At 56.3% G+C, this 21,018-nt stretch carries 23 protein-coding genes; 11 read left to right on the plus strand and 12 right to left on the minus strand.

Annotated features, from left to right (window positions below; genetic code table 11):
• Position 1: 1 nt before the first annotated feature.
• The 6 genes from ATO67_RS17400 (at position 2) to ATO67_RS17425 (ending at position 7,071) form a co-directional block, all read left to right on the plus strand.
• The gene (locus ATO67_RS17400) at positions 2 to 1,819 is read left to right on the plus strand and encodes a methyl-accepting chemotaxis protein (protein ID WP_067652242.1); all 1,818 of its coding nucleotides are present in this window, start codon (positions 2 to 4) and stop codon (positions 1,817 to 1,819) included.
• Positions 1,820 to 1,992: 173 nt separating this feature from the next.
• A complete protein-coding gene (locus ATO67_RS17405; RefSeq protein ID WP_067652245.1) occupies positions 1,993 to 3,687 on the plus strand; it encodes a methyl-accepting chemotaxis protein in 1,695 nt (564 codons plus the stop codon).
• A 117-nt stretch (positions 3,688 to 3,804) separates the two neighbouring features.
• Entirely contained in the window at positions 3,805 to 4,299 is a 495-nt protein-coding gene (locus tag ATO67_RS17410) for a chemotaxis protein CheW (protein WP_067652248.1), read from the plus strand.
• Positions 4,300 to 4,313: 14 nt separating this feature from the next.
• On the plus strand, positions 4,314 to 5,162 hold the full coding sequence (locus ATO67_RS17415) for a CheR family methyltransferase (protein ID WP_067652251.1): 849 nt from the start codon (positions 4,314 to 4,316) through the stop codon (positions 5,160 to 5,162).
• An 8-nt stretch (positions 5,163 to 5,170) separates the two neighbouring features.
• A complete protein-coding gene (locus tag ATO67_RS17420; protein ID WP_067652254.1) occupies positions 5,171 to 6,259 on the plus strand; it encodes a protein-glutamate methylesterase/protein-glutamine glutaminase in 1,089 nt (362 codons plus the stop codon).
• A 119-nt stretch (positions 6,260 to 6,378) separates the two neighbouring features.
• A complete protein-coding gene (locus ATO67_RS17425; RefSeq protein WP_067652444.1) occupies positions 6,379 to 7,071 on the plus strand; it encodes a ParA family protein in 693 nt (230 codons plus the stop codon).
• Positions 7,072 to 7,150: 79 nt separating this feature from the next.
• Here the strand turns inward: ATO67_RS17425 and ATO67_RS17430 are convergent, their stop codons facing one another.
• Positions 7,151 to 7,651: a hypothetical protein gene (locus ATO67_RS17430; RefSeq protein ID WP_067652257.1), complete on the minus strand. Its 501-nt coding sequence runs from the start codon at positions 7,649 to 7,651 to the stop codon at positions 7,151 to 7,153.
• Positions 7,652 to 7,783: 132 nt separating this feature from the next.
• Between ATO67_RS17430 and ATO67_RS17435 the strand changes: the two genes are divergently transcribed.
• Together ATO67_RS17435 and ATO67_RS17440 are read left to right on the plus strand one after the other, a co-directional pair.
• Complete coding sequence (locus tag ATO67_RS17435; protein WP_067652260.1) at positions 7,784 to 8,452, plus strand: response regulator transcription factor; 669 nt, start codon at positions 7,784 to 7,786, stop codon at positions 8,450 to 8,452.
• Positions 8,449 to 9,831, plus strand: a complete 1,383-nt coding sequence (locus ATO67_RS17440; protein ID WP_067652263.1) for a sensor histidine kinase — start codon at positions 8,449 to 8,451, stop codon at positions 9,829 to 9,831. Before ATO67_RS17435 ends, ATO67_RS17440 begins: the two co-directional genes overlap by 4 nt.
• 15 nt (positions 9,832 to 9,846) lie before the next feature.
• Here ATO67_RS17440 and ATO67_RS17445 read toward each other — a convergent pair whose 3' ends face one another.
• Entirely contained in the window at positions 9,847 to 10,275 is a 429-nt protein-coding gene (locus ATO67_RS17445; protein WP_067652266.1) for a DUF4112 domain-containing protein, read from the minus strand.
• 154 nt (positions 10,276 to 10,429) lie between these two features.
• Complete coding sequence (locus ATO67_RS17450; RefSeq protein WP_067652269.1) at positions 10,430 to 10,738, minus strand: hypothetical protein; 309 nt, start codon at positions 10,736 to 10,738, stop codon at positions 10,430 to 10,432.
• Positions 10,739 to 10,905: 167 nt separating this feature from the next.
• Between ATO67_RS17450 and dinB the strand changes: the two genes are divergently transcribed.
• On the plus strand, positions 10,906 to 11,985 hold the full coding sequence (gene dinB, locus ATO67_RS17455) for a DNA polymerase IV (RefSeq protein WP_067652446.1): 1,080 nt from the start codon (positions 10,906 to 10,908) through the stop codon (positions 11,983 to 11,985).
• A gap of 87 nt (positions 11,986 to 12,072) precedes the next feature.
• On the plus strand, positions 12,073 to 12,315 hold the full coding sequence (locus ATO67_RS17460) for a hypothetical protein (RefSeq protein ID WP_067652272.1): 243 nt from the start codon (positions 12,073 to 12,075) through the stop codon (positions 12,313 to 12,315).
• A gap of 33 nt (positions 12,316 to 12,348) precedes the next feature.
• Here the strand turns inward: ATO67_RS17460 and ATO67_RS17465 are convergent, their stop codons facing one another.
• Positions 12,349 to 12,723 carry a hypothetical protein gene (locus ATO67_RS17465; protein WP_067652275.1) on the minus strand — a complete coding sequence of 125 codons (375 nt, stop codon included), beginning with the start codon at positions 12,721 to 12,723 and terminating at the stop codon, positions 12,349 to 12,351.
• 255 nt (positions 12,724 to 12,978) lie between these two features.
• Between ATO67_RS17465 and ATO67_RS17470 the strand changes: the two genes are divergently transcribed.
• Positions 12,979 to 13,746: a GntR family transcriptional regulator gene (locus ATO67_RS17470; protein WP_067652277.1), complete on the plus strand. Its 768-nt coding sequence runs from the start codon at positions 12,979 to 12,981 to the stop codon at positions 13,744 to 13,746.
• A gap of 23 nt (positions 13,747 to 13,769) precedes the next feature.
• Here ATO67_RS17470 and ATO67_RS17475 read toward each other — a convergent pair whose 3' ends face one another.
• Genes ATO67_RS17475 through ATO67_RS17510 form a run of 8 tightly spaced genes read right to left on the minus strand, consistent with a single transcriptional unit; the run spans position 13,770 to position 20,980 of the window.
• Positions 13,770 to 14,549 carry an aspartate/glutamate racemase family protein gene (locus ATO67_RS17475; protein WP_067652279.1) on the minus strand — a complete coding sequence of 260 codons (780 nt, stop codon included), beginning with the start codon at positions 14,547 to 14,549 and terminating at the stop codon, positions 13,770 to 13,772.
• On the minus strand, positions 14,546 to 15,319 hold the full coding sequence (locus ATO67_RS17480) for an aspartate/glutamate racemase family protein (protein ID WP_067652448.1): 774 nt from the start codon (positions 15,317 to 15,319) through the stop codon (positions 14,546 to 14,548). Before ATO67_RS17480 ends, ATO67_RS17475 begins: the two co-directional genes overlap by 4 nt.
• Before the next feature lie 19 nt (positions 15,320 to 15,338).
• Positions 15,339 to 16,739: an FAD-dependent oxidoreductase gene (locus ATO67_RS17485; RefSeq protein ID WP_067652281.1), complete on the minus strand. Its 1,401-nt coding sequence runs from the start codon at positions 16,737 to 16,739 to the stop codon at positions 15,339 to 15,341.
• A gap of 16 nt (positions 16,740 to 16,755) precedes the next feature.
• Complete coding sequence (locus tag ATO67_RS17490; RefSeq protein WP_210176145.1) at positions 16,756 to 17,649, minus strand: isocitrate lyase/PEP mutase family protein; 894 nt, start codon at positions 17,647 to 17,649, stop codon at positions 16,756 to 16,758.
• A gap of 60 nt (positions 17,650 to 17,709) precedes the next feature.
• A complete protein-coding gene (locus ATO67_RS17495) occupies positions 17,710 to 18,411 on the minus strand; it encodes an ABC transporter ATP-binding protein (protein ID WP_067652285.1) in 702 nt (233 codons plus the stop codon).
• The gene (locus ATO67_RS17500; RefSeq protein ID WP_067652287.1) at positions 18,404 to 19,144 is read right to left on the minus strand and encodes an ABC transporter ATP-binding protein; all 741 of its coding nucleotides are present in this window, start codon (positions 19,142 to 19,144) and stop codon (positions 18,404 to 18,406) included. The genes ATO67_RS17495 and ATO67_RS17500 overlap by 8 nt, the downstream gene beginning before the upstream one ends.
• A complete protein-coding gene (locus ATO67_RS17505; protein WP_067652289.1) occupies positions 19,137 to 20,114 on the minus strand; it encodes a branched-chain amino acid ABC transporter permease in 978 nt (325 codons plus the stop codon). Before ATO67_RS17505 ends, ATO67_RS17500 begins: the two co-directional genes overlap by 8 nt.
• Positions 20,111 to 20,980: a branched-chain amino acid ABC transporter permease gene (locus ATO67_RS17510; protein WP_067652292.1), complete on the minus strand. Its 870-nt coding sequence runs from the start codon at positions 20,978 to 20,980 to the stop codon at positions 20,111 to 20,113. Before ATO67_RS17510 ends, ATO67_RS17505 begins: the two co-directional genes overlap by 4 nt.
• Positions 20,981 to 21,018 lie beyond the last annotated feature (38 nt).

The raw sequence follows: 21,018 nt of genomic DNA on the forward strand, positions 1-21,018 counted from the left end.
AATGCGATTTACCATTAAAATGAAGCTAGCTGTCGCATTCGGATTCCTGATCTTGATGCTTGCAGGAACAGCCGGATACGGCATTTACAGCCTCGGCTTGGCCAAGGACGCAATGGACGAGGTGGTGGACGGCACCGTTGTTCGTCTGGACAAGACACACCAGATAAATGCGCTGTCACTTTCGACCGTACGCTCCCAGAAAAACCTCATTCTGGCGACGTCGCCCCAGGAAGTTCAAAAGCACATCGCCGCCAGCGACGAAACGCGGACGGAAATGAACAAGATGATCGCCGACATGGCGGCCACAGCCAGCCCCCAGACGCGCAACTACTGGATAGAGCTACAGGCAATTACCAAAGCGTTCGAAAACAGTGACGACCGCGTTCGCGAATATATCCAAGAAGGCAACGCATCTGCCGCGTCCACCTATTCGTCGGGAGACGGTCGCGTGTCCGCAAATGCTCTGACGCAGAAGCTCGATCAGGGCGTCGAGATGAACCGCGCACGTCTTGAAGAAGCCAAAGTCTCCACCACTGCCGACTACGAGCAAACGCGCATGCTGCTGGTTTGCGCATCGATCGCCTCAGTTGTCATTGCCGTGTTCACGGCTCTTTGGATTGCTCTCGGCATCAGCAGCGGCTTGCGTAAGATCTTGGTCGTTGCGGAAGCCGTTTCGATCGGTGACCTCAACCAGGATGTCGAGATCAAAACGAACGACGAAATCAAGGACCTGGTGACGCGCATCAACGTCATGACTGGAAACCTGCGCAACACCGCAGGCGTGGCGAACGAAATTGCCGATGGTAATCTGACAATCACGCCGACGCCACTATCCGACAAGGATACGCTGGGTATTGCCTTGCAGCGCATGGTCGAGCGTCTTCGCGGCGTTGTTGCCGATGCGCTGACCGCCGCCGATAATGTCTCTTCCGGTAGCCAGGAACTGTCCGCAAGCTCGGAACAGCTTTCGCAAGGTGCCACCGAGCAGGCCTCTTCTGCCGAAGAAGCATCTGCTTCGATGGAACAGATGGCAGCCAACATCAAGCAGAACGCCGATAACGCCGCACAGACCGAAAAAATCGCACGCCAGTCCTCCAAGGATGCGGAAGCCAGTGGCGAGGCTGTCGGTCGTGCAGTTACCGCCATGCGGACCATCGCCGAGAAGATTTCTATTGTTCAGGAAATCGCTCGCCAGACAGACCTTCTCGCATTGAACGCCGCCGTTGAAGCCGCCCGCGCGGGTGAACATGGCAAGGGCTTCGCCGTCGTCGCATCTGAAGTTCGCAAACTTGCAGAACGTAGCCAGGCTGCGGCAGCCGAAATCTCGTCTCTGTCGGGTGTTACGGTACAGGTTGCGACCGAAGCTGGCGAAATGTTGAACCGCCTCGTTCCAGATATCCGCAAGACAGCGGAACTGGTTTCGGAAATCTCTGCCGCATGCCGTGAGCAGGATATTGGCGCCAGCCAGATCAATGAGGCGATCCAGCAACTGGACCTCGTGACCCAGCAGAACTCAGGCGCTTCCGAAGAGATGTCGGCCACCTCCGAGGAATTGGCAGCCCAGGCTGAAGAGCTTCAGGCGAGCATCGCCTTCTTTAGAGTGGAGCGCGGCAATACAAGCCCAGGACCGAGAGCCCAGGCTCAAACACGGGCGCCCGCCCCTGCACCTCGACCTGCTGCAAAACCAGCTGCTCCAGTGCGCCGCCCGACACAGGACCACTCCATTCATTCACAACAGGCACGCGCAAAGGGTTTCGCGCTTGATATGTCGATGGGTGGCCCGGATGCCAACGACGCGGACTTCCGCGAAAGCGCCTAACAATCAAAAGACATAGGCTTGGGGAAGATTTTCCCCAAGCCCGTCATATGGATGCGACGATGATTGTCCCGCATTTTATCGCGAAAAGTGAATGCATCACTCCAAGCGCGATTCAGGGGTAGCGAATACCCTTAACGCCCATCACTTCGAGCGCTATTCTTAAAGGACATATCATGCGGTTCACGATCAAACTGAAACTTGGCCTGATCTTTGGTCTACTTGTCCTCCTCATGGCGGCATGTGCTGTCTTCGGCATTAATGGCTTGCGGGAAATGGATGGACTGAAGGACAGCATGATTAGCGGTCCCATCCATCAGGACGATGTTGCCAATGACATCGCCGGCGCATTCGACGGTCTTGGTTTGGCCGAGAGTGACCTGCTTCTTTCGACATCGCCTGAGCGTATGCAAAATGCGTTGGTAATGATCGAAACCGAGCGTAAGAACTTCACAGAAGCCCTCGCAACTGGCGAGCAAAGTGCGTCGGAAGAGTTCAAACCAAAGTGGGCAGAAATTCGCAGTTTTTGGGGTAATTTTATAGCCCTTCAGGATCGCGTCATCAATCTGGTGAAATCCAATAATCGTGAGCAGGCGCTAGAACTCAATCAGAACGACGGAACAGTCGCATCTGAAAAGCTCGATGCTATGACGGAAAACCTCGCCGTCTTGACGGAAGAGGGTATCGGGGCTTCCGACAAGGCCAGCGAAGCTGCTTATAACAGCACGTTCACGACGCTGTTGAGCCTAGCTATTGTGGCCGCCATTATCTCTTTGATTTCTGCCGTTTTGATTTCGATCTCCATCAGCCGTGGCCTCAACAAGGCAATCGTTTCCGTTCGAAATGTCTCCGAAGGCAATCTGACGACCATGGCCGCTGTCACGACGCGCGACGAAATCGGCACACTTCTCGAGCATGTGAACACGATGATCGAACGCCTTCGCGGCGTGGTGTCGGACTCGATTTCCGCTGCAGAAAACGTCTCGTCGGGAAGCCAGGAACTGTCCGCCAGTTCCGAGCAGGTCTCACAGGGTGCGACGGAACAGGCATCTTCGACAGAAGAAGCATCCGCTTCGATGGAACAGATGGCTGCAAACATCCGCCAGAACGCTGAAAATGCCGCACAGACGGAAAAGATCGCCCGCCAGTCTTCTACCGATGCCGAAGCCAGTGGCGCTGCCGTTGGCCGGGCTGTGATTGCCATGCGCACCATTGCCGAAAAGATTTCCATCGTTCAGGAAATCGCACGTCAGACAGACCTTCTCGCCCTCAACGCCGCTGTCGAAGCAGCCCGTGCAGGCGAACATGGCAAGGGCTTTGCGGTGGTCGCATCTGAAGTGCGCAAACTTGCCGAACGCAGCCAGTCCGCTGCGGCTGAAATCAGCTCCATGTCCAGCGAAACCGTAAAGGCCGCCGCCGATGCGGGCGAAATGTTGAACCGCCTGGTCCCCGATATCCGAAAGACGGCAGAACTGGTGGCCGAAATTTCAGCCGCTTGCCGCGAGCAGGATATCGGCGCCAACCAGATCAACGAAGCTATCCAGCAGCTCGACAAGGTGACGCAGCAGAATACCAGCGCATCCGAGGAAATGTCTGCAACGTCGGAAGAGCTGGCAGCACAGGCTGAAGAGTTGCAGGCAAGCATCGCCTTCTTCAAGGTTGACCGCCCCTCGATTGCGTCCCGCGCGCAGCCACAGCCTCAAAATTCGCACCGTCCAATCCATAAACCCGCGCCAGCATCAAGAACGGCGAACCGCAAACAGAGCGACAATTCGATCGGTGGCCAGCAGGCACGTGCAAAAGGCTTCACACTTGATCTTTCCATGGGTGGACCGGACGCGGACGACCAGGATTTCCGTCATTCCGCATGATGTCCACACGCTATCCGGCGCGGGAGGGTTTTATGCCCATCCGCGCCGGATCATTCCGGCACGGCAATTGAACAGCGCAACTTGACGAATATGCCCAGGACTTTGGAGAAAACGTAAATGGCGAGCCCATCCACTCAAACTCAATACGTAACTTTTAGTCTTGGTGAGGAAGTCTTCGCCGTGCCCGTGGATGTCGTCCGCGAAATTCTCGATCACGAAGACGCATTTAAAATTCCTCACGGGCCAGACTATCTTCTCGGTCTGCGCGACGTTCGCGGTCAGGGCGTTCCCGTCATCGATCTTCGTCTGCGTCTGGGCATGTCCAAAACGATCAAGACGCCCCACACCCGGATACTGGTTCTCGACATTCCGTTCGGTGAAAAGGCGCTAGCCTTGGGCTTGGTTGCCGACAAGGTTTTCGAGGTGACGCCGTTCAATCTCGACCAAATCGAAACCGCACCTGATATCGGCATACGCTGGAATTCCAGCTACATCGCAGGCGTCGTTCGTCGTGAGGGAGACTTTGTCGTCATTATCGATCTTGCACAGCTGTTTTCAGGCGAAGCAAGCGATCTTGCCAAGGTCAATGCCGGACCGATGCGCGCCGCGTGAAAGGAATCCAAGAGTTGAGTACTGCTGTAAGCGTAAATTTCGACGACAGCCTGAACACACGCGATTTTCGGGAACTCTCCAGTTTCATCTACGACTACTGCGGCATCAAAATGCCGGAAACAAAGCGGTCCATGCTGGAGGGCAGGTTGCGCAAGCGTTTACGTGCGACAGGGCACCCGACATTCGGTTCCTATTGCGACTATCTGTTTCGCCACGGCGGAATCGAAACGGAAGCGATATTTCTGATTGACGTTGTCACCACCAACAAGACCGACTTCTTTCGGGAGCCTAACCACTTCGATTTCATGGCCAAATCCGCCCTTCCTGCCTTGGCGAAAAAAGGCTTTGGACGCGTTCGCGCATGGAGCTCGGCATGCTCGACAGGTGCAGAGCCTTACACTATGGCGATGATCATGGCCGACGCCGCTGAAAAAGGCGTGATTTCCGATTTCAACATTCTTGCAACTGACCTGTCCACCGAAGTTCTGGCGAAAGCGCATAGCGGTATCTATCCCCGGGACCTCGTGGACCCCGTGCCGCCGGAATTCAAGCGTAAATATGTGATGCAAGCCAAAGAAAAGCACCGGAACGATGTGCGCATTGCCGCCAAGCTTCGTTCCAAGGTCGGTTTTGCGAGAATGAATCTGATGAACCCGACCTACGAAATCGGCGATCCGGTTCACATTCTGTTTTGCCGAAACGTTCTGATCTATTTCGACAAGAAAACGCAGACCCACGTTTTGAGCCAGCTTTGTAAATGCCTTGTGCCCGGCGGCTATCTTTTGATAGGCCATTCGGAGACGGTGACCGGAATTGACCTGCCCATCAAACAGGTTGCCAACACAATTTTCATGAAACAATAGTCACATATATGACCAAGAAAACACGTGTTCTTATCGTCGATGATTCCGCCAGCGTCCGGCAAACGCTGACCGCGATTCTTCAGGCAGACCCAGACATCGAAGTGATAGGCGCGGCTTCCGATCCCTTCATGGCCGCTCGCAAGATACAGGAAGACCTGCCCGACGTCATAACACTCGATGTTGAAATGCCGCGGATGGATGGCATTACGTTCCTGCGCAAAATCATGTCGCAGCACCCCATTCCGGTGGTCATGTGTTCATCACTCACAGAGGCTGGCTCGGAAACCTTGCTTCAGGCGCTCGAGGCGGGTGCTGTCGACATTATCCTCAAGCCGCGCATTGGCGCTGCCGACCATCTGGCAGAATCCGCCCAACGGATTTGCGAAGTCGTCAAAAGTGCTGCCCACGCCCGCGTCAAAGGCATGAAGACACCTTCGCGCCACGCAATTCCCAACGCGCCACAGGCAAAGTTGACCGCAGACGTCATTCTGCCGCCCCCTTCTGGCAGGGCAATGGCGCGCACGACGGAAATGGTGGTTTGCGTTGGCGCATCGACTGGTGGCACCGAGGCCTTACGTGAGATGCTGGAACGGCTACCGGCCAACGCGCCGGGCATGGTCATCGTGCAGCATATGCCGGAGAAATTCACGGCGGCTTTTGCACGGCGTCTCAACTCGCTCTGCGATGTTGAGATCAAGGAAGCAGAAGACGGTGATACCGTCTTGCGCGGGCATGTGCTGATCGCCCCCGGTGACAAGCACACGCTGCTGGAGCGTCAGGGCGCACGATATTATGTTTCTGTCCGCACCGGCCCCCTCGTCTCCCGTCACCGTCCGTCCGTCGACGTGTTGTTTCGTTCGGCAGCACGTGCGGCGGGATCAAATGCCATGGGTGTGATTATGACCGGAATGGGCGACGATGGTGCGCGCGGAATGCTGGAAATGCATCAGGCTGGCGCATTGACAATCGCTCAGGACGAGGCCTCTTCCGTCGTCTTCGGCATGCCCAAAGAGGCCATTGCCCATGGTGGCGTCGATAAGACAGTGCCGTTGGACCAGATTGCCCGTGAAATCCTGAACGAAGACCGCCGTCGCTAGGAGCGAAATCGCCTGACATCTTTAAGAAAGCATTAATCATAATGGTTAATGATTGGCACGCGCCATGATCTCGGCGTATCGAGCAGACGATGACCGTCTCAGCTTTTATCGGATCAATCATGGCGGTCATCACATTCGCAAACACCAAAGGCGGCGCGGGCAAGACGACAGCAGTTCTGTTGCTCGCATCGGAACTGGTGCGGCGCGGATTGACGGTGTGCGTGATCGATACGGATCCTCAGCGCTGGCTTTCCAAGTGGCGCGAAGCCGCCGATCATCGTGTCGATCTATCCGTCATCACCTATGTTTCGGCATCCAGCTTGCAGCAGCATGTGCTGAACAATCGCTGCAAGTTCGACCACGTCATCATTGATCTACCGGGCGCCCAATCACCGCTTCTGGCAACGGCCGTCGGGCTTTCAAATCATGTCATGATACCTGTGCAGGGCAGCACCATGGATGCGCAGGGTGCTGCGCAGGTCCTCGAACTGCTGCGCTATCTGGATGATCGGGCATCCATCAAAATCCCTCATTCCGTCGTGCTTTCACGTGTCAATTCCATGGTGACGACGCGTGCACTGCTGGCTGCCAAAGCCCTTCTGGCAAAACGCAATGTGCATGTGCTGGATACGCCGATCATCGAACGCGCCGCCTTCCGCGACATGTTCGATTTCGGTGGTTATCTGCACATGATGAACCCGTCGCAGGTCAGCAATCTGGATAAGGCTTTGCAAAATGCGAACGTATATGCCGACGAAGTTCTAAGGCTTTTGCCAGCGCAGTCCGTCGCAAGATATTCAACGGCCGCTTAAAGTACGGACGACAACATCCCCGTCTTCCACTCGGATACCGGGGATGTCATTTGCAACACAGAACACACGTTCAACCGGATCATGGTCTCAGTTTGCGAGCCATATCCTCTAGTGGGCCATGCGGTGGGGGACCATGCCGCGGGCCAAGCGATTCAGTCTGCCCATCCTGGCGAACGAGATAGCTGGCATGCACGAAACCATCGTCAAAGCGCCCCTGTATGGTAACGGCCTCATTGGTGGTGACCAGCTTGCCATCTTCGCCACCTGGACCTGTCTCGATCAGGGCTTTTCCACTGTCGTCCTGCAGCACGAACTTGTTGCCGTAAATCTCGGCGACCGTGCCTTTGATCGTGACAAGGCTGGACGGTGGCATGGCCGAGATCGCAACCGGTGTGATCGGTGCCATCTCCGGCGTTGGCCGCACCAGCTTCATGGCACCGGCGCCACCTGCTGCACCGACCGCAAGTGCAACGACTGCCGCGAGAACCGGCAGCGCAAAACGGCGGCGGTGCTTGTGTGGTGGATGGGCCGGTGCCGAAGCAGGATCGGTGTGCTCGTGGGTCTGATTTTCAGTATTCATTTCAGTGCTCCTTTTGAATGACAAGCACAAACTAACTCAACCATACCCACACCCTGCTGAACCTTCCTGTTCAGTTTGAGTTAAGCTGATATCCATAAGTTTCTGGCATTTCTTCCATTTGAAAGTCCCCTCATGCGCGTGTTGCTCGTAGAAGATGATGCAGATCTCGGCAGCAGGATAGCCAGCGCACTTCGGCTCGAAAACTTCGTCGTCGATATAGCCCGCGACGGCGAAGATGCCCTGCACGCCGGACTGACGGAGTTGTTCGACGTTGCCATTCTCGACCTCGGTCTGCCGAAAATCGACGGCATCTCGGTTCTGAAAGGCTGGCGAGAGAGCGAGCGCAACCTGCCCGTTCTGGTTCTGACAGCCCGCGATGGATGGCCGGACAAGGTCGCAAGCTTCAAGGCGGGTGCGGATGATTTTCTGCCCAAGCCATTCAAGGTCGAAGAACTGGTGCTCAGGCTTCGGGCGCTGGTGCGCCGCGCTGCTGGCTACGCCTCGGCAAGGCTGAATTGCGGGCCTCTTGTTTTCGATGCGCAACTGGGCACGTTTGAACTTGATGGTCTTCCCTTGAAGCTGACGGCTCTGGAATGGCGCGTTCTGTCCTGCTTGATCCTGCGAAAGGAAACCGTGGTGGACCGGCGCGAACTCAACGAACGCGTTTATGAAGGAGACGCGGAAGTGGACTCCAATTCCATGGAGGTCATCATCGCCCGGCTGCGCAAAAAGATAGGAGCCGAGCGGATCGAAACCGTTAGAGGGCGTGGCTATATGCTAACGGCTGCGGTGACGTCGTGAAGCCGATGAAACTGCGCGCCCCGAAATCGCTGGCGAGACGACTGCTATTGTTTTCAGGGTTCTTCGTCACCGCAGCGCTTGTTGTCGCGTCCGTCATCCTTTGGCTGGCGCTTAAGAATGTCGTGCGTGAACAAATAGACCAGCGTCTGGACACGCAAATAGGCGCACTCGCAAATGCCGTGCAGCCACTTGCGAGTGGCCAGCTTTCACTTTCCACACCGATGGATGCTCCTCCGTTTGATCGGAGCGGATCAGGATGGTACTGGCAGATCGATTCAAATGGACACCGTCTGACGTCTGGCTCACTCGCGCAAAGCGCCATAGACGCTCCGCCCCCCCGTCAGAGCTTGAAGCACATGCTGACGGGCATGGCGTCACCCGGAGAAGCCCGAGATGAACACGGGAAAACGCTCTATACCCGCCAGATAACACGCAGCATCAACGGCACCATGATGACCATCACAGCAACGGCACCCTCCGGCGCGTTGATCGACCCGGCGGTCAGAGCATTGTCATGGCTGATACCCTGCATGCTGTTACTGGGCATCGTTCTATTGTTCGGGACGCTGTGGCAAATTCGGTTTGGCTTGCGCCCACTTGGAACGATGGTCGCGGATATCGATGCCATCAACCGTGGCGAACTGGCGCGCCTGCCACCACAACTCTCTCCAGAGCTTTCTCCGCTATCGACCAAGACGAACGCTCTCCTCGCGGCAAACGAAGAGCGCCTTATCGCCACGCGCATGCAATTTGCCAATCTCGCACACGGGCTTAAAACCCCGGTCGCGAGCCTTTTACTGGCCTTGAATGATAGCAATGATCCAGACGGCACTTTGCGAGATCTCGGCCAACGTATCGATCACAGGATCAAGCACCACCTAAGCTCAACGCGCCAGGCCATGGCGACGAGCGGGAGCACGGCAAGCGCCAACGTAGCCGATACCGTCACGAATTTGCACTTGGCAATCAGCTCCATCCATGCGGAAAAGACTGTCCGGTTCGAGACCGTCATCGACAGCGAATTGAGGGTCGCCTGCGACGATAACGACCTTGAAGAAATGTTGGGAAACCTGATCGAAAACGCCTTCAAGTGGACATCCTCCACCGTAAAGGTGACTGCTGTAAGAGACAAAGCGACCCTGCGCATTACTATCGAGGACGACGGACCGGGCATCCCTGTCGATCGGATGGAGGCGGTTTTGCTTCCGGGCGTCAGAGAAGACGAGCGCATCTCTGGCACTGGCTTCGGACTGACCATCACCAACGAACTCGCCGAACTCGATAGCGGTTCTCTCACACTGGAACGCAATTCTCCGCAGGGCTTAAGAGCGATCCTCGTTCTGCCTGCGGCGATACCCTCTCGGTCATCGACGGCTTGAACCAGCGTTCAGAATTCACCGCTTCCGTTTCAACTCGTCCTGCTGAATACCGAAGTGATCTATAATCATATCGACGTTCCGGCGGTGTGACTTGAAATAGACGTCGAACAGATCCCCGACGAGCGGCACGCTGCCGACGACAGCATCCAGGCCAATATTACCCACCATGCGCGCAAGCTTGTCACGCGGAACGCCAAGGCGGCGGGCTTCGTTGACGATATACAAACCAACCATCGCCCCAGCACCATCTCCAACAAGCGGCATCAGACCTAGGATGGAGTCGGCACCAAAACGGATGCGCGTACCCGGTATTCCGATAGCCGTATCCATCAGGCGAGCAATGCCGGACAGCCGACGCAATCTCCGAATGCGCTCCGCACTATCGGTGAAATCGCTTGCTGTCCCTGTTGCAGCGCCATCTGCATTCCAAGTTTTTGCGGCCATGATGCACTCCAACCCGAGAGATAAAAGTATTTACGCTATAAATGAATGGGGACGCGGACGGTTGCGTTCAAGGGATACCGCGCAGATGGTAGGGGACCAATGAATGCACACGGCCCGTCAACTGGGGCCGTGTTAACAGAAACCCCACAGCATTTCAGCCTGCTGAAACGCGGATCGCGCCCGCCTCGCCCAGACTGCGTTGTACAGCCGCGACATCGTTGGCGGAAATATCGGCGGACACTTCGATTTCGCCAGCAAGCGGTGCGTCTTGCCGCGCATTATCGTTGGCGGACACATCACCTCCAGACTGCGAAACACCAACTGTGTTCTCAGCCGTTGTGGATTGGATGAAGATGTCAGATCGCGATATCCCGTGTTGCTGAACCAGATGCTCAACCGCAAGGTCTGCCGCCGCACGCGTTTCGAAAAGCGCTTTCATTGTCGTTGTGCTGTCGTCGGCCATAGGTTTCTCCTGTTTTGAGTATCAATATAGGCATACTCACTCGAGACCGGAGAGTTCCGTTCGACGCCGCACGAAAGAGCGACAGCACTGGAAATTTGCATAAAAGCTGGTATGTTCTCTTTTTGTTTCGATTTCACCTTGAGGGGAGGCGTTAGGAGATGGATGTCATGGCCCAGCCTCCGGTTCGAAAAATTATTCACGTTGATATGGATGCCTTCTACGCATCGGTGGAACAGCGGGATAATCCTGCCCTTCGAGGCCTGCCGTTGGCCGTTGGCGGGTCGGCAGCGCGCGGTGTCGTGGCTGCGGCAAGTTACGAGGCCAGAACTTTCGGTGTGCATTCGGCAATGCCTTCAGTGACTGCAAAGCGCAAGTGCCCAGATTTGATTTTCGTGCCGCCTCGCTTCGACGTCTACCGGCAGGTTTCGCATCAAATCCGTGAAATCTTTGCCGAATATACGCCATTGATCGAACCGCTTTCGCTGGACGAGGCTTATCTTGATGTGACTGAAAACCTGAAAGGCATGGAAATCGCGACCGAGATCGCGCTTGAAATTCGTGCAAAGATCAAGGTCGTCACAGGTCTCAATGCCTCAGCTGGCATCTCCTACAACAAGTTTCTTGCCAAGATGGCGAGCGACCTGAACAAGCCTAACGGTCAGGCTGTTATTACGCCTAAAAACGGGCCAGGCTTTGTCGAGTCTCTTGCCGTCAAGAAATTCCATGGCGTTGGGCCAGCGACGGCTGAGCGGATGAAAAATCACGGCATCGAAACCGGCCTTGATCTGAAGTCGAAACCATTGAGCTTTTTGCAGCAGCATTTCGGCAAGTCTGGCGCATATTTCTACGGCATCGCCCGTGGCATCGACGAACGACAGGTGAAAGCCGACCGTATCCGCAAATCGGTGGGCGCCGAAGACACGTTCGCTGAGGATATCGGTGATCTCGATCGAGCCAAAGCGGAGCTAAAACCACTGGTAGAAAAAGTGCGGCGCTATTGCGAGGCGCATGATATCGCCGCAAAAACGGTCACCGTTAAAATCAAATACTCCGATTTCAGCCAGGCGACACGCAGCAAGACAGTATCCGAACCGATTTCCGATGCCGGGATTATCACGGAGATCGCAGAGGTTCTGCTGGCGTCCGTGTTTCCATTCAAGCGTTCAGTGAGGCTTCTGGGCGTTACCCTTTCCTCACTCAACAGCCAGCAAACATTCCAAGAGCCGCAGCTTGCTCTCAAACTATGATTATTTTTTCGGGAACAACAGGTGTCACTTGCTGTTCGCTCAGGAGTGCAGACAAATCCTCGCGAAACAGCTCAAAGGAGACACGTGATGACACCGCAAAAAGACGTTAAGGGTTCTGTGGAAGACATTCACGACGATGCCAAAGGGCAATATACCAAAGGTTTGAAGCACAGCGATAATAATGGAGTGGACAGCGCCAAGCCGCGGGTGATTACCGGATCAGACGATGCGACCATGCATAAAACGCCTCCCGGAAAGAAACCGATCAAGAAAGAATGGGATGTGAATTATGATGAGCGGGAGACGAACGAGGGAGATTTTCGCGGATAACTCGCTAAATCTCCCTGTTTCCCAATCGCTGAATCAATGCCTGCGCGTCGATCCAAACGCGAATCCGAGCAAAGCAGCGAGGCCGAGTGATGCAATTGGGTGTTGATCTATGAGACGCCGCGCTGATCGAACAGTCTTTTCGGGCGCTGCCACAAGGTTGGTCGAGAGCGTGTCGCCTGCACGGTATGAAAGGCTTTCCACTTCTCCGCGTATGGCCTTCAGTTCATCAGTCACAGAACTGCCAAACCCGGCGTCCCTCTCCGCCACATACCTCAAAGCATCCTCGACCAGCGGCGCATCGGGCTTGGACGCAAAATCCGTTTCATCAGCCGGAACAACACCTGGATCGGTGTAAAGCGATGTCTCTGGATCGGCGAAGGGAGTGCTTGGTGTCTGGGGACCGGTCATGTTCTTGATGAGCTCCTTGGTTTTCCATACTAACCTGGGTCTAGCTCGTATGTTCCTGCCCAGTGAAGATTACTCAAAATAAAAGATATAAATGACATAATGTTATATCTTTTGAATTGCACCTCTCGCGTTGCTGTGAGATGGTCGATCGGGAGCGGGGCCGCCCTTAACAGGATCTTAGATGTTATACTTGGAGGCTGAGGCTCGTCCCCTGCATGACATAATCCGATTTCTCGTTATGGAATTCCTTGATCGATGCCTGAAGTCCGCTCACCTACCCCGCTTTATCATAGGATTTATGCGGTCATGCGCGAACGCATCGTAAAGGGTTATTATCCCAGCGACGCACCGGTCCCCAGCGAAGCGGAATTGGCAGAAAGCTTTTCGGTCAGCCGGATTACCATTCGCAAGGCGATGGAGATGTTGACGGCGGAAGGGCTGGTGACACGAACGCGGGGACGAGGCACCTATATCACCGACCGCACCAAAGAAAACAAATTGAACCGTGTCGTCGTTTCCAACATCAACAGCCTGTTCAGCTACCTCAATGCAGTGGGGAAGAGCACACGGCTGAAGGTTGTCAGCCTTGATGTTGGAGAAGCACCGCCACGGATTTGCGAACAGATGGGCGTGTTGCCCACCACGGAACTGGTTCGCGCCGTTCGGGTGCGTTCACTGGACCGCCGCCCCTATTCGCTATCGACAGCCTATCTGCTGCCGGAAATCGGCGAGACGTTGAACCGGCAGGATTTGGCAACGACCAATATGATCGATCTTGTGCAAAAAGCTGGTGCAGTCGTTGAAAAGGTAGAACAAACATTGACGGCGACGCTTGCCGACGACTATGCCGCCAAACACTTGGAAATACCCATCGGCGCTCCATTGATGCTGGTTAACCGTTTGTTTTTCAACTCAGAATTAAAGCCTTTTTACGCGGCTGAAATCTTTTATCGTGCTGATCGTTACGAATACCGTGTCTCGCTAAAGCGCGAAGACGGAAAAGATTTCTCGCTGGGTAATTGAGGCTTTTTGTTCGGAGCAGTGACCTAGTTACCTTTCGATGCCCCTTCTGCAAGAGCTCCTGCTTTCATCATCGCGTGTAACATATCCAAGCGTGGCTCCACCGGTGGTGGATAGACATCTCTGCCATGGGTCAAGCCGAGAGCGAGGAAGGTCTCGACCAGCTTGTATGTCAGCGGACCGGGATTGACGACCGGAACCGGCAGGTTTGCGGCGAGATATTCGCCAGCCTGATGCATGGTCGTTGATCCCAGGCAGATGACCTCCGCGCCATCCTCCTCGATGCAGCGCATGGCTAAATCGCGCATACGGGGGAACACGCTGTCTTCCTTGCCGCCCAGCAGGTTGGAGAAATCCGGCGGCTGATCGAAGCTGCGCACAGAGGCGCACTGGCGGTCGAAACCATATTCACGGATGGCCTTGCGGTATCGCGGCAGTGCCGGGTCCCATTGCGCCAGCACCGAGAATTTTCCACCAAGCGTCAGCGCATAGAGCATTGAGGCCTTGCCCGCACCGATGACGGGGACGGAGAGGACAGAGCGGAGCATGACCATGCCGCTATCCGACATCGTGTCGATGCAGACAGCATCGAAACCCTCGTCTTGCGCGTTGCACCCGGCCTCGAAAATGGCGAGATCCATCAGTCCCCAATCATGCGGCGACATGAAGGACGTCGGGCCGCAGGTCACGGGGCGATAGGTTAGTTCCCAGTCCGCAGGCAGCGGCACATATTGCGACTGCGCTTGGCGATTGCGCACGCCTTCTTCGTCCAGTGCGAAGGGAACGATGACGAGAATGCGGGTCATTGATTACCCTCCAGATAGGCCGCACCGGCAGCGCCGATGGCGCGGATCATGTCGTGCTTTGGCGTAAGCGGTGTTAGCCATGTCGCCTTGCTGTGGGTGAGATTCAGATCGAGTGCGATGGACGCAAGCTTGTAGGTGAGTGGACCAGGGTTGATGACGGGAACGCCGATGCGAGCAGAGAGCCAGGAATGCGCTTCATGCATGGTGGTGGAGCCGAGGATCAGAACCTGCGCACCGTCCTCCTCAACGCATTTTTTCGCGGCGCCCAGCAGAAGTGGAAATACCTCGTCTTCCTTGCCGGAAAGCAGGCTCATATTATCAGGGGTGACGCCAATCGAGCGCATAGACGCGCATTTATGTTCCATGCCAAGCTCGCCCAGCGTCTTGGTGTAGAGCATTTTCCAGCGATCCCACATCATCAGGATCGAGAACTTGTCACCCAGCATCTGCGCCAGCAGCATGGAATGGCGGCCCGGCGCAATCACTGGGATGATGAGGACGGAGCGCAGCATCGACATGCCGCTATCGGACATTGTGTCGATGCAGACGGCATCAAAGCCTTCCTTCTCAGCATCGAGACCGGCATCGAGGATCGAGAAGTCGGCGAGCGCCATGTCGTGCTGGCTGGAATAGTTCTTTGGCCCAACCCGCACCGAGCGATAGTGAAACGCGACGCCGGGACCAAGATCGACCGCCTTCATCTGCGCTTGTCGGCGGGCGATATCGTCTTCGCCCATGGGAAACGGTACGATGACCATAACCTTCTTCATGACGTCCTCCTCTTGTTTTTCAGCTTTCAGCAGCAATTCGGGCAGCCGTGATGCCAGCCAACCGGCCAAAGCTGGTCGCTGTCAAAAGACCGTTTCCGGAGAGATAGCCGTAATTGGAATCGCCAGAGACGCCGCGCGCAGCACCGCCGCCTGCCAGCAGGTTTGGTAAGGGCGTTCCATCTTCGCGCAGCACACGGGCCTCGGCATCAATGACCAGACCACCTTGAGTGTGGAACAGCGCGCCGTTGACCTTCACCGCATAATAGGGCGCAACCAGAACCTGATCCTGGGTAAAGCTGCGACCGAAACGGTCTGGCTCGCCGGTGCGTGCGCAGCTTTCGATGGCCTCCAACTCCTCACGGATGGCGGCAAGCGGAAGACCCGTGACAGATGCCAGTTCCTCTAGATTATTGGCCGTTTTGACGGCACCCAACTTGCGGATCTCGCGGTAGTCGTAAAAGCCGATTGCGGCCTCTTCACCCCTGGCATCATAAATGTCCCAGGCAATATTGTGGGGCTGGGCGGCGACTTCTGCGGCGTGTTCGGAATAACCGCGAATCTCGTTGGAAAAGCGCTGGCCTTGCGTGTTGAGAAGAATGCCACCCATCGTGATGACGGCCCATGTCAACGGCAAGGCATGCGGATGAGCGACCGATCCATGGCCCTGATAGGCTGCCATGTCGGCGACTGCAGCGCCGATCTCCAGCCCCCACTTTACTGCGTCCCCGGTGTTGGAGAGGTGGCCGCAACACTCGGCATCGGCAATTTCCGGAATGTATTTCTGCACCAGCGCGACGTCTCCTGCAAAGCCACAGGAAGCGAGAACAAGCGCTTTGCAGCCCAGCATTTCCAGTGCACCATCAGGCCGGCGGAAGCGAACGCCGGTGACGCGGCCGCTGGCATCCACATAAAGGTCTTCTACAGACGCGCCGGTCATCAAATCGATATCGGAGTTAGACAAGGCGGCGAGAAGAGACTGCTCCAGATCGGCACCAGTTCGGCTTCTCGGTCCATGCATGCGAAGCCGCGAATGGCCGGGATAGATGAACCCCGTGACCAGTTCGAACTCCACCTTATGCGTGTCCATCAACCAGTCGATCATCGGACCTGCGGCTTTTGCAGCAACCAGCGCCATATCATGGGGTGTGTGGTCATGGGTTTTGGCGACGATGTCTTGAGCGAAGAGTTCGGGGCTGTCCTCGATGCCCGCTTCCTTCTGCAAACGGGTGCACGGTGCCGGAATGAGACCGGCAGACAGCGAGGTAGAGCCCGTCGGGTTCTCGTCACGTTCCAGCACCATGACATCTTGACCCGCATCATGGGCGGCAAGGGCTGCGACCAGACCGCAGGCCCCTGCCCCGACGACCACGACAGGTACTTCAAAATCGAACGTCACGCCTTCGGCTTGTAGCACTGCCATGGCTCAAATCTCCTGCTCAATAGGTGGTACGGTTTGCGTCCGGTGTGCCGTAGCGGGCTTCCAGCTCCTGAATTTCAGGCATCCGCGCCATATCGAAAAACTCCTTGAAGTTCATGACGTTGGGCGCGACAGACGCGATGGTCTCTTCGGTCTTTAAAACCTGAAGCGTCTTGCGCGCCGCTTCGCAGGCAGAAAGCAGCAGCCAGTTAGGGTAAATGATAAGCTTGAAGCCCAACGCTTCGATTTCAGAGCGGGTCAGGAAGGGTGTCTTGCCCGAGGTCGCCATGTTGTAGAGCAGCGGAATGCCGGGAAAGCGCGGTGCAATATGGGCCAAGTCATCTGGGACGGGGCTTTCGATGAAGATGACATCGGCGCCTGCCTCACGATACATTTCCGCACGGTCAAATGCAGCGTTTCGGCCATGCAGCGCAAGCGCATCCGTGCGGGCAATGACAACGAAGTTCTCGTCAACACGGGCATCCACTGCAGCCTTGACCTTGGCCACCATATCTTCGGCTGACACAATCTGTTTGCCCGCGAGGTGCCCGCAGCGCTTCGGCAAGACCTGATCTTCAAGATGGACCGCAGCCACACCGCCACGTTCGTAGAGCTGAATGGCACGCCGCACATTGAGTGGGCCGCCAAAGCCATTATCGGCATCGGCAATCAGGGGGATGTCGGAGGCGTCGGCGATGCGGGTGGCGTTATCGACCATCTCGGTCATGGTCAGAAGACCCACATCCGGATAGCCAAGGCGTGTGGCAGAGGTGCCAGCACCCGTCATATACATGGCGTCGAAACCGGCTTCTGTGACAAGGCGGGCGTACATAGCATCGACGACACCGGGAGCCATGAGGGCTCGTTCGCCTGCGAGCAACTGCCGCAGACGTTGGGTACGTGTTAGGGACATTGTATTCTCCATTCTCCGTAAATTGGCTGCGCCCTGGCGCGTGTTGTCCAGGGCGACTTTTCACATTCCGAGATAGGCCTGGCGCAACTGCGGATCGGCCAGCAACGTTGCGGCTTCTCCCTGCATGACGAAGCGGCCCTGCTCAATGACATAGGCGCGCTTGGCAACACTCAACGACTGCATGACGTTCTGCTCGACCAGCAGCACGGCAACGCCGTCTGCATTGATCTTTGTGATCAGCCCGAACATCTCCTCCACCATGATCGGCGAAAGGCCGAGAGACGGCTCATCGAGAATGAGCAGTTCCGGCTCCGACATAAGCCCACGCCCAATCGCCAACATCTGCTGTTCACCGCCAGACAGAGTTCCCGCCAGTTGGTTCATTCTTTCCCGCAATCTTGGAAAAATCTCGCAGATCTTCTCGAAGTTCTGCCTGGTGTTTTTGCCTGCACGGCGAAACGCGCCAAGTTTGAGATTTTCGCCCACCGAGAGGTTCGGGAAAACCTTTCGCCCCTCGGGCACATGGGCAATGCCGAGCGCTACGATATCGCGTGCATTCTTACCGGTTATCGTCACGCCCTTGAAGGAGATAGATCCGGCGCTGGGCTTGATGAAGCCGGAAATGACATTGTTGAGCGTGGTCTTGCCCACGCCGTTCGAACCAAGGAGAGCGACGATTTCGCCATTGTTGACGCTCATGTCGATGCCTTGTAGGACGCTCATCGATCCGTAGCCTGCGCGGATACCCTTGATATCAAGCATGGTTTTCCTCCTGCAAGTGCGCGGCCGCACCGTGGCCGAGATAGGCTTCCACCACGGACGGATCCTTGACGAGTTCGCGTGGTGTTCCGTGGGCAATCATCTTGCCCTGGTTCAGCACATAGGCCGTTTCGGCAAGCTGCATGACGGCCTGCATGACATGTTCGATCATGAGGAACGTGTGACCCTCTTCGCGGATTGTTCTGATGATGCCGACGATCTCGGTGATCTCTGATGGGATCAGCCCCGCCATGACCTCATCTAGCAGCAGAAATTTCGCACCGGTTGCAAGCGCACGCGCAAGCTCCAGCCTCTTGCGTCCCGCAATGGTGAGCGAGGAAGCGGGACGATCAAGCATTGCGCCCATGCCCAGCCGCTTGCCCACATCCCGTGCCACGGCCATGGCTTCGCGCCGATCGTGGTGGTGAAGATAGGCACCCACCGCGATGTTTTCCTGCACCGTCAGCCCGGCAAAGGGCTGGACGATCTGGAACGTACGGATCATTCCGAGCGCACAGATGCTATGCGGCGCCAGGCCGGTAATATCCTTGCCCTGAAAGCGGACTGTGCCTTCATCCGCCTTAGTGAAACCGGCAATCATGGTGAAGCAAGTTGTCTTGCCCGCACCATTCGGCCCAAGCAGGCCAACGATTGAACCCTCGGGCACATCGAGCGAGGCGTCTGTGACGGCTCTCAAGCCGCCGAAGCTTTTGGAAAGATTACGAACTTCAAGCATTGTCGTCCTCCTTCTTTTTGAAGGTGCCGAGCTTGCTAGTAAGCCCAACAAGACCGTTTGGCAGGAAGCGCAGGGCGCAGATCAGCACAATCGCATAAAGCACGAAGTTCAGGCCGGGCGCGTTGGGCAGCAGATGTTTCGCGCCTTCGCCGAGAAGATGCAGACCGAGTGTGCCGAGAAGCGGACCCCAGATGGTGCCAGCACCGCCAATAATCGGCCCGATCAGAGCTTCGATAGAGACCGCGCTGCCATAGACAACGTTGCTATCGATGAAGAGCCAGAGCTGGAGATAAAGCACACCGGCCAGACCACCGAAGGCGCCTGATATCGCCATGGCCTGCACCTTGATCTTGTAGGTGTCGATACCAAGCGCGCGTGCGGCATCTTCATTTTCCCTGACAGCAATGAGATAGGCACCGAAACGTGAGTATTTGATGAGGGCCGTTAGCGCCATGACCAGTGCCACCACAACGAGAAGGGCGGTGTAGGCGATGGCACGGTCGTTGAATTGCAGATTGGCCACGCCGGGGTCCAGCTTCAATTGCAGCCCGCTACCGCCGCCCGTAAAATCGAAGGACGATGCGCAGATGCGCAGCACTTCAGCAAAGGCCAGGGTGACGAGCGCGAAATAGGAGCCCTTCAGGCCATAGCGGAACGCCAAGGCTCCGATGAAGGCACCCATGGCGGCACCTGCAAGAATGCCCACGCCGAAGCCAACCCAGGCGTTTACACCATACTGAACTTGAAGGATCGCGGACGCATAGGCCCCGGTACCGTAAAGTGCGGCATGACCGAAGGACGAAAGGCCACCGAAACCACCGGTGATGTTCCAGGAGAGAGCGACGACCGCGACGATTAGCGCGTTAATAGTAAAGCCCATCCAGACTGGCGACGACGCGAAATAGACCCCGAAGAGATAAGCGAGAGCAGCGGCAATAAGGGCAATCTGCCCGATAGATTGAGGTCTCATGTCTTTGCCCTCCCAAGAAGCCCTGATGGTTTGAAGAGAAGGATGAAGATGAAGGCGAGAAAGATGCCGATCTGGCCGAGGCTTTCGCCCAGAAAGAGTCCGCACAGCGATTCGATGACGCCGAGCAGCAGGCCCGCGACCAAGGCACCCAGAAGGCTACCCATTCCGCCCAGCACCACCGTCGTGAAGGCGACCAGCACGAAGGTGTAGCCGACCTGCGGGGTGATGTAGAAGGTTGGCAACAACAGGCAGGCGGCAAGTGCTACGCAGGCGGTGCCGATGCCAAAACAGACGGCATAGGTATGATTGACGTCGATACCGACGAGTTCGGCCCCGCGCTTTTCGATGGCAACGGCGCGAATGGCAGAGCCGGTGCGGGTATAGGCCATGAAACACCACAGCAGCGGCGCGACGGTAAGGGCTGCACCAAAGGCGATGACGCGACCAAGCGGCAGATAAGCGCCCAGCACCTCAACGGTGTCATAGGCATAGGCGATATCTGCCGTGCGCGTATTGGACGTCCAGAAGTAGAGTGCCAGATTGTCGATAATCATCGATACGGCAAGCGTAATGAGAAGCACGTTCTGTTCCGAGCCGCTGCTCATCGGCGCAATCAGAAAACGCTGCAACAAGTATCCCAGCGCGAAAAAGGCCGGAAGAACAAGGGGAATGGCGAGATACGGATCAACGCCGAAATAGGAGTACAGGAAATAGACGGCGTAGAGCGCCAGCATCAACAGGCTGCCATGCGCAAAGTTGATGATGTGGAGCACGCCATAGATGAGGGTCAGGCCCAGCGCCACAAGCGCATAGATGGCTCCCATCATCAGGCCGCTCAACACGGCAGGTAAGATCAGACTTGACATCAGGGCTCGCCTCTCTGTCGTTTGAAGAGCGCCCCCAG

The organism is Agrobacterium bohemicum, from assembly GCF_001562555.1.
Taxonomy (GTDB): domain Bacteria; phylum Pseudomonadota; class Alphaproteobacteria; order Rhizobiales; family Rhizobiaceae; genus Agrobacterium; species Agrobacterium bohemicum.

Excerpts from the sequence above, each read along its gene's own strand:
- ATO67_RS17400 (WP_067652242.1), top strand. The coding sequence starts at position 2 with ATGCGATTTACCATTAAAATGAAGCTAGCTGTCGCATTCGGATTCCTG.
- ATO67_RS17405 (WP_067652245.1), top strand. The coding sequence starts at position 1,993 with ATGCGGTTCACGATCAAACTGAAACTTGGCCTGATCTTTGGTCTACTT.
- ATO67_RS17410 (WP_067652248.1), top strand. The coding sequence starts at position 3,805 with ATGGCGAGCCCATCCACTCAAACTCAATACGTAACTTTTAGTCTTGGT.
- ATO67_RS17420 (WP_067652254.1), top strand. The coding sequence starts at position 5,171 with ATGACCAAGAAAACACGTGTTCTTATCGTCGATGATTCCGCCAGCGTC.
- ATO67_RS17425 (WP_067652444.1), top strand. The coding sequence starts at position 6,379 with ATGGCGGTCATCACATTCGCAAACACCAAAGGCGGCGCGGGCAAGACG.
- ATO67_RS17430 (WP_067652257.1), bottom strand. The coding sequence starts at position 7,651 with ATGAATACTGAAAATCAGACCCACGAGCACACCGATCCTGCTTCGGCA.
- ATO67_RS17435 (WP_067652260.1), top strand. The coding sequence starts at position 7,784 with ATGCGCGTGTTGCTCGTAGAAGATGATGCAGATCTCGGCAGCAGGATA.
- ATO67_RS17445 (WP_067652266.1), bottom strand. The coding sequence starts at position 10,275 with ATGGCCGCAAAAACTTGGAATGCAGATGGCGCTGCAACAGGGACAGCA.
- ATO67_RS17450 (WP_067652269.1), bottom strand. The coding sequence starts at position 10,738 with ATGGCCGACGACAGCACAACGACAATGAAAGCGCTTTTCGAAACGCGT.
- dinB (WP_067652446.1), top strand. The coding sequence starts at position 10,906 with ATGGCCCAGCCTCCGGTTCGAAAAATTATTCACGTTGATATGGATGCC.
- ATO67_RS17460 (WP_067652272.1), top strand. The coding sequence starts at position 12,073 with ATGACACCGCAAAAAGACGTTAAGGGTTCTGTGGAAGACATTCACGAC.
- ATO67_RS17465 (WP_067652275.1), bottom strand. The coding sequence starts at position 12,723 with ATGACCGGTCCCCAGACACCAAGCACTCCCTTCGCCGATCCAGAGACA.
- ATO67_RS17470 (WP_067652277.1), top strand. The coding sequence starts at position 12,979 with ATGCCTGAAGTCCGCTCACCTACCCCGCTTTATCATAGGATTTATGCG.
- ATO67_RS17475 (WP_067652279.1), bottom strand. The coding sequence starts at position 14,549 with ATGACCCGCATTCTCGTCATCGTTCCCTTCGCACTGGACGAAGAAGGC.
- ATO67_RS17480 (WP_067652448.1), bottom strand. The coding sequence starts at position 15,319 with ATGAAGAAGGTTATGGTCATCGTACCGTTTCCCATGGGCGAAGACGAT.
- ATO67_RS17485 (WP_067652281.1), bottom strand. The coding sequence starts at position 16,739 with ATGGCAGTGCTACAAGCCGAAGGCGTGACGTTCGATTTTGAAGTACCT.
- ATO67_RS17490 (WP_210176145.1), bottom strand. The coding sequence starts at position 17,649 with ATGTCCCTAACACGTACCCAACGTCTGCGGCAGTTGCTCGCAGGCGAA.
- ATO67_RS17495 (WP_067652285.1), bottom strand. The coding sequence starts at position 18,411 with ATGCTTGATATCAAGGGTATCCGCGCAGGCTACGGATCGATGAGCGTC.
- ATO67_RS17500 (WP_067652287.1), bottom strand. The coding sequence starts at position 19,144 with ATGCTTGAAGTTCGTAATCTTTCCAAAAGCTTCGGCGGCTTGAGAGCC.
- ATO67_RS17505 (WP_067652289.1), bottom strand. The coding sequence starts at position 20,114 with ATGAGACCTCAATCTATCGGGCAGATTGCCCTTATTGCCGCTGCTCTC.
- ATO67_RS17510 (WP_067652292.1), bottom strand. The coding sequence starts at position 20,980 with ATGTCAAGTCTGATCTTACCTGCCGTGTTGAGCGGCCTGATGATGGGA.